Annotated in this window: 9 protein-coding genes; 1 reads left to right on the top strand and 8 read right to left on the bottom strand. The window is 41.2% G+C overall.

Annotated elements, in window-relative coordinates; genetic code table 11:
• Positions 1 to 211: 211 nt before the first annotated feature.
• From umuD (HOL16_07855) to pyk, 8 genes are all read right to left on the bottom strand, one after another.
• Positions 212 to 784 carry a translesion error-prone DNA polymerase V autoproteolytic subunit gene (umuD, locus tag HOL16_07855; protein ID MBT5390592.1) on the bottom strand — a complete coding sequence of 191 codons (573 nt, stop codon included), beginning with the start codon at positions 782 to 784 and terminating at the stop codon, positions 212 to 214.
• A 219-nt stretch (positions 785 to 1,003) separates the two neighbouring features.
• A complete protein-coding gene (locus HOL16_07850; protein ID MBT5390591.1) occupies positions 1,004 to 2,290 on the bottom strand; it encodes a Y-family DNA polymerase in 1,287 nt (428 codons plus the stop codon).
• Between the two features lie 71 nt (positions 2,291 to 2,361).
• On the bottom strand, positions 2,362 to 2,865 hold the full coding sequence (gene umuD / locus HOL16_07845) for a translesion error-prone DNA polymerase V autoproteolytic subunit (protein ID MBT5390590.1): 504 nt from the start codon (positions 2,863 to 2,865) through the stop codon (positions 2,362 to 2,364).
• A 160-nt stretch (positions 2,866 to 3,025) separates the two neighbouring features.
• Positions 3,026 to 4,306 (bottom strand): MFS transporter, encoded by a 1,281-nt coding sequence (locus HOL16_07840; protein MBT5390589.1) that lies wholly within the window; start codon positions 4,304 to 4,306, stop codon positions 3,026 to 3,028.
• 237 nt (positions 4,307 to 4,543) lie between these two features.
• Entirely contained in the window at positions 4,544 to 4,837 is a 294-nt protein-coding gene (locus tag HOL16_07835; GenBank protein MBT5390588.1) for a hypothetical protein, read from the bottom strand.
• A gap of 148 nt (positions 4,838 to 4,985) precedes the next feature.
• Complete coding sequence (locus HOL16_07830; GenBank protein MBT5390587.1) at positions 4,986 to 5,552, bottom strand: cob(I)yrinic acid a,c-diamide adenosyltransferase; 567 nt, start codon at positions 5,550 to 5,552, stop codon at positions 4,986 to 4,988.
• 2 nt (positions 5,553 to 5,554) lie between these two features.
• Positions 5,555 to 5,755, bottom strand: a complete 201-nt coding sequence (locus HOL16_07825) for a twin transmembrane helix small protein (protein ID MBT5390586.1) — start codon at positions 5,753 to 5,755, stop codon at positions 5,555 to 5,557.
• An 80-nt stretch (positions 5,756 to 5,835) separates the two neighbouring features.
• Positions 5,836 to 7,254 carry a pyruvate kinase gene (gene pyk, locus HOL16_07820; GenBank protein MBT5390585.1) on the bottom strand — a complete coding sequence of 473 codons (1,419 nt, stop codon included), beginning with the start codon at positions 7,252 to 7,254 and terminating at the stop codon, positions 5,836 to 5,838.
• Positions 7,255 to 7,397: 143 nt separating this feature from the next.
• On the opposite strand from pyk, the gene HOL16_07815 reads away from it, so the two are divergent.
• A complete protein-coding gene (locus HOL16_07815) occupies positions 7,398 to 7,643 on the top strand; it encodes a DUF2312 domain-containing protein (GenBank protein MBT5390584.1) in 246 nt (81 codons plus the stop codon).
• The last annotated feature ends 6 nt before the right edge of the window (positions 7,644 to 7,649 follow it).

The raw sequence follows: 7,649 nt of genomic DNA, 5'->3' as shown, positions 1-7,649 counted from the left end.
CCAAACTCAGATAGCGCTTCCAATCTATTCTCAACATCAAAAAATCCTGGCTGTGACATTTATAAACCCTCCAAAAATAACCAACTATCTCTTTATATCAGATGTTTACGTCATGTCTAGAGGTTAATAGAGGCGCCCAGCCTTGTATTTACAAGGCTTTTTTTTTAATCCAAAGACGTAAGAATTTAAGCGGGGCAGTGCGAACCTGTAATCAGAGAGGATGAATCACGGTTGTGACAATTCCCCAAATTTTGGCGTCCATTTCTTCTGTTACTTCAATTTTGGCGCAATGTGGATTTTCAGCCAACAAGTAAAGACAGTCACTTTGTCGTGAAAGGCGCTTTACCGTCAATTCACCATTTATAGCGACAATAGCTACTTTATTATTTTCCGCTGAAAGACTGCGATCCACAATAAGAAGATCTCCTGGATGAATGCCAGCACCAATCATGGAGTCACCAGTCACTTTTACAAAAAAAGTTGCGGCAGAATTGTGAATGAGATGTTCATTAAGATCTAGAGGCCCTTCCGAGTATTCATCTGCGGGAGAAGGAAATCCCGCGGCTACTTTTGTGCTATAGAGGGTTGCAGCTTTTTTTGATTCTGTTTTTGCTTTAAAAACATCCGTTGCCTTTGTTCCCGCGTTTTCTTGAAAAGTTTGGAGAAGTATTTTTGAAACGGCACTTACTTTACTGACAGGGACGCGTATAACCTTCGTGGGTTCTCCGTACTTTCCACTTCCTACTTTTCTGCCGGCTCCTGTTCTCTTGCCGCCTCGTGACATAACCCCTGGTTCCTTCAATTGGAATTTAAATAATAATATTCTACTGAAAAGTAGTACTTACCTTCAAGCAGAAAACGTACTACAAGAAATAACCACATGCAAGTTTTTATCAACAGGTTGTGACAAATAGTTACATGGCTGCATTAGGCAAAAAATATGTATAATTATCTGATTGCTGTTTCTATTTCCTGGAGTTTCTAAAGGTAAGAAGAGCTCAGCTCAGGAAACATTTGGCAAGTGATTCCAGTTGGTTGTATAAGGTGGCGAAGTGAATTTTCTTTCGGGAATCGAGGTGTTTTTGGTTCCTGCGGCACCATATTGCAATGTTTTCGGACCTAGCTTACGATTAATCTTATCCATCGTTTTGTTAAGAATCTCCTCTTTAACTTGAAGAGAGTCTGACTCAGATGAAAATAGACTTTTTTGGATCTGTGTTTCTGGGACGAGCTTCATAAGGGTGATTCCAGCTTTCTTGTACTGAAAGTTTGCAAGAAAAAGCTGAGCAAGTCCTGTTGTAGCGGCTTTGATGATTTTGCGTGTGTCGTTTGAGGCTTCCAGAAGTGGAATACAGGTAGACTTTGTGTATTTTGGCCTTTTGCCAAAGGGGCTTGTCCGGATTGATATGCAGATGGCGCTGGCAGCAAGTTTTTCATGGCGTAGTTTTTCTGCGGCCCGAGAAGAGAATTGAGCAATTTTTGTTTTAAGTTCTTCAAAGGTAGTCAAAGGTTTTTTAAATGAACGAGAAATAATAAGGCTTTTGCGCGTGGGTGGTGCTTGTTCAAGAGCAAGTGTCGAAATTCCTCTTAGCTCTTGAACAAGGCGGACGCCAACAATGCCCATTTTGTAGCGAATCCATTCTAGTGGCGTTTCTTTTAGGTGTTGAGCAGTTGAGATATTATAGGATTTTAGCAAGTTTGCAGAGGCTTGGCCAATTCCCCATATATCTTCCACAGCAATAGACTCAAGGCAGGAATCCATATGTATGTGATGAGTTAAGTCAAAAACCCCTTCTTGTGTGTTCCACATTCCTTTCTTTGCAATATAATTGGCTATTTTAGCGAGGGTTTTGGTGGATCCAAATCCGATGGAAACAGGGATTCCAGTCCACTGGCAGAGGGTTTTGCGAATTGTTTTTCCATAGGAGAGCACATTTTCTATGCCGGTTGTGTCCAAAAAAGCTTCATCAATGGAGTAAACTTCCATATGGGAAGCAAAATAAGCCAGTGTCTGCATAACACGGCGGGAAATATCTCCGTAGAGAGCAAAATTGGAAGAAAAAACCTTAATTTTATGTTTTTCGATAAGATTTTTAATTTGGTGAACAGGGGCTCCCATAGGAATTTGAAGTTTTTTCACCTCGCTGGATCGAGAGATGACACATCCATCATTATTGGACAGCACAATTACAGGTTTTTCTTCAAGGGAAGGCTGGAAAATACGCTCACAGGACACATAAAAATTATTACAGTCTACCAGAGCAAAAGAACGAGCATAATGCGACTTCAAGGGACACCTGACAGTATTTCTTAAAATTTAAACTTTATAACACGTTGTTTGTAATTTATCCAATGTAGAGACTAGACGGGATGTATAACGTGGGTGACAACGCCCCATATTTTAACATTCATGTCTTCCGAAATCACCAGTTTCGGATATTTAGGATTTTCAGGTAGAAGAAAGAGCTCATCTTTCTCCTTGTAAAGTCGCTTAACAGTCAATTGATCATCTATAGCGACGACGGCAATCCGGCCACTGTCTGGAGATAAGCTTTTGTCAACAACTAAGAGATCAGAAGGATTGATGCCGGCACCGACCATGGAGTCCCCACTTACTCGAACAAAGAACATAGATTCTGGGTTTGTTACTAGGTGTTCGTTCAGGTCAAGGGGTCCTTCCATATGCTCTTTTGCAGGAGTTGGAAAACCTGCAGAGACCGCAACTATATAAAGGGTAACGGGTGTTTTTTTGTTAGTTTCGGCATAAAATACGTTCTGGGGATTTGAGAGGATTGGTTCAAAATTTTTGAAGCAGGTGGTAGTTCCGAGGGGGATAGTAGAGTTCTGAGCATATACTTGATTCATTATACATTTTTCCCATTGTAGTCATATTCTTACGATCAAAGTTCAACAGATTAACTTATGTTACAGAAATCAAAACTCTGTCAAGAAAATTACATCAACGGGGTAAAAAAGGAATTTACAGAGAGGTTGTTTTTAATAAATAAAAGTCAATATGGTGACTTCAAGCGGCTTTTTTTGGAATAAAATGTGTTTGTTTTGGAGCAAACTTCATTTCAAACTTAACCTTACGTGTGACTATAAAACAAACGATGCTTCCACACATAAGCAAGAGAGCAGGTGCTAAAAGAAATCCCGTATCGTTCAGAATATTGATTAGAATGTATGGGGTAAATCCTCCGCACAAGCCCATTCCACTCGCAAAACCAAGTGCAATGCCTGTGAAGCGAGCTTTCACTGGGAAAAGTTCTTGAACAAAGGCATGCTGTGGTCCAATAAAACTGGCTGCTAGCAAGCCTAGAAAAAGTTGTCCCATGATGATGCAGCTGACATTGTTGGTTTGAAAAAGAAGAAAAATGGGGATGGCAGATACAAAAATGGTTAAACAAGCCCGAGTCATAAATTTGTGGGGACCAATGCGGTCTAGAGCATAGCCAAACAGGGGGGAAGCAAGCATCATCGTAAATAAACCAAAAAGATTATAGAAAATGGCATCATTTATTGGAACATTGAAAAAGCCGCTGAGATAGGTGTTTAAAAATCCGAATATAGTGTACGAGAGAATACCGTTGAGAGCCCCAATAACAAACGTAACGAAAATTAACTTTTTATACGCTTTTACGGTTTTTAGAAAAGATAGTCTTTGTTCCCAAGTTTCGTTGGTGTTAGCCTTTTGAAACTCGGGTGTTTCGGTCAAGTTTTTACGAATATAAAATCCGAGTAGACTTACGGCAGATCCCAAAATAAAGGGAACTCGCCATGCCCAATCTGGCATGCCTGGTTTGGTTGCAATATAGGCAAACCCCATGGCAGTGAGAGCTCCTAATACACATGATCCTCCGATAAATCCGCCAACTAGCCCAAGATGTGATTTTCCAAGGTGCTCCAAAGAAAAAATGGCAGCTCCATTGTACTCTCCTCCCGTACAAATTCCTTGAAGGAGACGGCAGAGAATGATGCAAATGGGGGCGATTATTCCCACAGACGCATGGCCAGGCATGGTGCCAATAATCAAGGTTGGAATGGACATAAGTAAGAGAGACAGTGTGAGAGATTTTTTGCGCCCATACTTATCACCAATATATCCGAAAAGTGCGGCGCCGAAAGGGCGCATTAAAAATCCAACTGCAAATACAATCCAACCAGAAAGGAGGGAGATCATGGGATCTTCCGATGGAAAAAACACATTTGCTAGAGTTGACGCAAAGGCACCGAAGAGGGTGAAGTCGTAAAACTCTAGAGCGTTTCCAAGGGTACCAGCCAGAAGAATGCGACGTTTACTCATTTTTCAAATCAATATTTAATATGCTATGTGTTCAAAGATGCCACAAGGTTAAGCATATTAAGCTAGTAAAGTATATGAGTAAGTTGGGAGTATTAAGAAAAAATTAAGTTTTTCAATAAAAATCCATCAGGCGGGCAAGGAGTCTGATTGATGATATTGTCAACAATGGAAACTAAATCAGCCCAAACTCCTTACAAGCGAAGGTAACTTCACTTGTAAAGGATTTTGGACAGATGTTTAGTTGTAGAATTCGTCCCTGCTTTTCCAGAATAAAAGATCAGACGGCCCATTTGAGGCTGTTTTATCTTTCAAGTGTGGAAAGCCTAGAGCTTCGAACAAATCATTTGTGTCGATATCTTCAAGACGAATTTCTTCATTGTCGTTGACAGGTGAAAGGCTTTCTAGCCATCTCTTAGACATGTCATATTGCTTTAACTTTAAAGATTGTTTTGAGTCCGAACCTTTATCTGTTCCTGGAAAAACCAGAAATTTCTTGAAAAAAGGATTATTCGTAAAAGAACCCAGTGCCATTATATTCTCCCCATATTTCTTATTTTTATTTTAAAGGATGAAGTCCAGTCTAGCTGCTTTAAATGAGGCTCGCAACGCTTTTTAATTCTTTTTTTTTATGTAGTTAGCAAAATGTCATCAGAAGTCATTGGAAATGATTAATTTTTTTTTAGAGTGAGTGATGCTCTCCTGGTACCCATAAAACATCTCGATTTCCATGATCATTTAAGGTGCGTGCTAGAACGAATAAGAGATCTGAAAGGCGGTTAATGTATTGGATGGCAAGTGGGTTGACGGGGGACTTTTTATTAAGGCTGATCATCGCACATTCTGCACGCCGTGTTACAGTACGAGCGAGGTGAAGGTGGGTAGATGCTTTTGTGCCTCCAGGAAGGACAAAAGAAGTTAAGGGAGACAAATCCTTATTTAAAGTATCGATCTCTTTTTCGAGGCGTTTCACCTGTTCCTCAGAGAGGCGTAAGGGATTTTCCCGTTTTGTTTTTACGGGAAGACAAATATCAGCTCCTAGATCGAAAAGATCATTTTGAATGCGTCTAATCATCTGTTCTAGATGTCCGGATAGATCAAGGCGTACTAAACCAATGGTTGCATTGGCTTCGTCAATAGCGCAAAGAGCTATAATTCTTGGGTCAGATTTACAGACGCGTGTTCCATCTCCTAAGGATGTTTTCCCCTTATCCCCTCCACGAGTGTAGATTTTGGTCAACCTAACCACTTTTATCCCCTTTGAGCGTAGAGTAAAAGGAAGGTAAATAAAATGAGCGCTAATCCTTGAAGGAGAATACGCCAGCGCATAAACTGATTCCCATGTTTCTTGTTGAACTCTCCGCCTTTAAAGAAGGTGAAAAGTCCTACCAGAAGCGCGACAAATGCAGCACCCATCGCAATGAAAAGAAAAATGGTGAGGGTTTGTGACATGGTTTTATGCAGTCCTCTATCTAATTAATATTCATGCAGCTTAAGAGGTGTTTCTAAATTTTTCAAGGTGAGCTTCTAAGCTATTGCACCTTAACAATACGAAGGAAGTTAGAAGTCCCCGGGGTTCGAAGGGGGATGCCTGCCGTAATGACGAGCAGATCCCCTTTATTGGCAAATTTTTTATGCAAAGCATGGAAGCAGGCCGTTTCAACCATCTGCTTGGTTCTTTCAATTTCTCGTTCTATAACAATGGGATAGATTCCCCATACTAGAGAAAGCCTCCGTGCTGTTTCAAGCTTTGGTGTTAGGGCGAGAATATGAGATTCTGGGCGCTCTCGGGCTTCTCGGCAAGGAGTTGCCCCCGTTTCGGTGAAGGCAACAATTGCAGAAATGGGAAGGGTTTGAGCTACTTTTCTTGCTGCAGCAGTAATAGCATCCTCAACTGTTTCTTGTGGGTCAGGGCGACTGACTTCTAGCAGCTTTCTATATAGAGGATCTTCTTCAACCCGCCTAATAATTCTGTCCATCATATCAACGGTTTCTACAGGAAAGTGTCCAGAGGCCGATTCGGCTGACAGCATAACGGCATCCACACCATCATATATGGCTGTTGCAACGTCGGAGGCTTCTGCGCGGGTAGGCGTGGGAGAGTGAATCATAGAATCCAGCATCTGTGTGGCAATAATTACTGGTTTTCCCGCTTTCCTACAGGCCTTAATGATGCGCTTTTGGATGATAGGAACTTCTTCAGGCGGCATTTCAACTCCCAGGTCTCCTCGGGCAACCATAATAGCGTCGGAAAGCTCAACAATTTCATTTAAATGCTCTATGGCAGATGGTTTTTCAAGTTTAGAAATAAGGCCAGCATTTCCTTTTATCAGCTTTTGTGCTTCTAAAATATCTTTTGGGCGTTGGACAAAGGAAAGAGCAACCCAATCCACCCCCAGTTTTAATCCGTATGCAAGATCCTTCTTATCTTTTTCCGTAAGAGCAGAAATAGGTAGTTTTACATCCGGAATATTGACACCTTTATGGTTCGATAGGGTTCCTCCCACAATAACCTGGGTGTCGATGTAATCTTTTGCATGATGAAGAACTTTCAGGTGAATTTTTCCATCGTCTAGCAAAAGACTCATGCTTTTGGAGATAACATGGAAAATCTCAGGGTGAGGGAGGTAGATACGTGAAGTGTCTCCTTTGCTGGAATCCGAGTCCAGACGGAAGGTATCTCCAGGCTTTAGCTGGATAGATCCATCCTTAAAGTTACTAATCCTGAGTTTCGGACCTTGAAGGTCCATAAGGACGCCAATGGGACGTTCTACTTTTCGTTCTAGCTTTCGAATAATGTCAAAGGATGCCTTATGATCCTCATGGGTCCCGTGGGAGAAGTTCAACCGAAAGACATCTACGCCTCTCTCATAGAGCTCTTCAATGACTTGCTCTGAGGCGCTAGCAGGGCCTAGAGTGGCAACAATTTTAGCATGAGGTGTATGTGGCATAAAAATTCCCTATAATTAATCTCATTATCCTCAGCTTCATGGGAGAATGAAAGCAAAAATTACGCAATGAAAGAATTTTTGTCCCTTGTCATAGAAAAGCTGGAAAGCTAAAGTTCACATCCACATATGTAGGAGTGTTAATTATGGCTGAAGTATTAAGTGTTGGGACCGATAGACTTAGAAGTTTTATTGATCGGATCGAAAAACTGGAAGAAGATAAATCAAATATGGCACAGGATCTGCGAGAGGTATATGCGGAAGCAAAATCAGTGGGTTTTGACGCCAAAATCATGAGACAAATTGTCAAACTTAGGAAAATGGATAAGGAAGACTTGGCCGAACAAGAGGAGCTTTTAGACCTTTATCGAAATGCACTGGGGATGGTTTAAGTTTCT

It is taken from the genome of Alphaproteobacteria bacterium (genome assembly GCA_018662925.1).
Lineage (GTDB): Bacteria > Pseudomonadota > Alphaproteobacteria > 16-39-46 > JABJFC01 > JABJFC01.
This window is presented reverse-complemented; position numbering and strand designations above follow the sequence as displayed.

Coding starts and splice junctions, on each gene's coding strand:
- umuD (MBT5390592.1), bottom strand. CDS start 784: ATGTCACGAGGCGGCAAGAGAACAGGAGCCGGCAGAAAAGTAGGAAGT.
- umuD (MBT5390590.1), bottom strand. CDS start 2,865: ATGAATCAAGTATATGCTCAGAACTCTACTATCCCCCTCGGAACTACC.
- HOL16_07840 (MBT5390589.1), bottom strand. CDS start 4,306: ATGAGTAAACGTCGCATTCTTCTGGCTGGTACCCTTGGAAACGCTCTA.
- HOL16_07835 (MBT5390588.1), bottom strand. CDS start 4,837: ATGGCACTGGGTTCTTTTACGAATAATCCTTTTTTCAAGAAATTTCTG.
- HOL16_07825 (MBT5390586.1), bottom strand. CDS start 5,755: ATGTCACAAACCCTCACCATTTTTCTTTTCATTGCGATGGGTGCTGCA.
- pyk (MBT5390585.1), bottom strand. CDS start 7,254: ATGCCACATACACCTCATGCTAAAATTGTTGCCACTCTAGGCCCTGCT.
- HOL16_07815 (MBT5390584.1), top strand. CDS start 7,398: ATGGCTGAAGTATTAAGTGTTGGGACCGATAGACTTAGAAGTTTTATT.